Annotated in this window: 1 pseudogene; it reads left to right on the top strand. The window is 71.3% G+C overall.

Annotation, left to right across the window (positions count from 1 at the left end):
• Positions 1 to 536: pseudogene (locus Sru01_RS35150) on the top strand (Crp/Fnr family transcriptional regulator); the annotation flags it as partial.
• Positions 537 to 731: the final 195 nt, after the last annotated feature.

The following is a 731-nucleotide window of genomic DNA, read 5'->3' as shown; positions in this document are numbered from 1 at the left end:
CCCTACGCGAACGCCAGGAACACGAACTCGTCAACAACCCCGACTTCGGCCTGCTCGCGGGCGCCGACCTACGCCAGCGCATCCAGACCCGCACCGGCCCACCCACCCCCGACGACCTCGACGAGCTGCTGGCCACCGTGTGGAAGGATCCGGCGTTCCTGCTCGCACACCCGCGCACCATCGCGGCGATCGGCCGGGAGTGCAACGCCAGGGGCATCTATCCGGCGCCCACCGAGATCAACGGGCACGCGGTTCCCTCCTGGCGCGGCGTGCCGCTGCTGCCCTGCAACAAGATCCCCATCAGTGACGCGCGCACCAGCTCCATCCTGGTGATGCGCACCGGCGAGGAGGCCCAGGGCGTCGTCGGGCTCTACCAGACCGGCCTGCCCGACGAGTACGAGCCGGGGCTGTCGGTCCGCTTCATGGGCATCGACGAGAAGGCGATCATGTCCTATCTGGTCAGCGCCTATTACTCCGCCGCCGTGCTGGTGCCGGACGCACTCGGCGTGCTGGAGAACGTCGAGATCGGCCACTGACGCCGGCGGGCCGGGCGGCCGGTCCGCCCGGCCACGGCGTGATCGCGTCAGAGCCCTGCGAAGCCACCGACGAGAACCGGGAGACCACCATGCCGGACCGACCCACCTATCCTCCGCCCGGACCGGGCGGTCACGCCGCAGGTGTCCGGTGACCGAGACGATCGCCCCCGGCGGCACGGCCGAGCGCGACGGCCG

This window comes from Sphaerisporangium rufum, assembly GCF_016863395.1.
GTDB classification, from domain to species: Bacteria; Actinomycetota; Actinomycetes; order Streptosporangiales; family Streptosporangiaceae; genus Sphaerisporangium; species Sphaerisporangium rufum.
The sequence above is the reverse complement of the archived record's forward strand: the minus strand, read 5'-3'. Positions and strand labels throughout refer to the sequence as shown.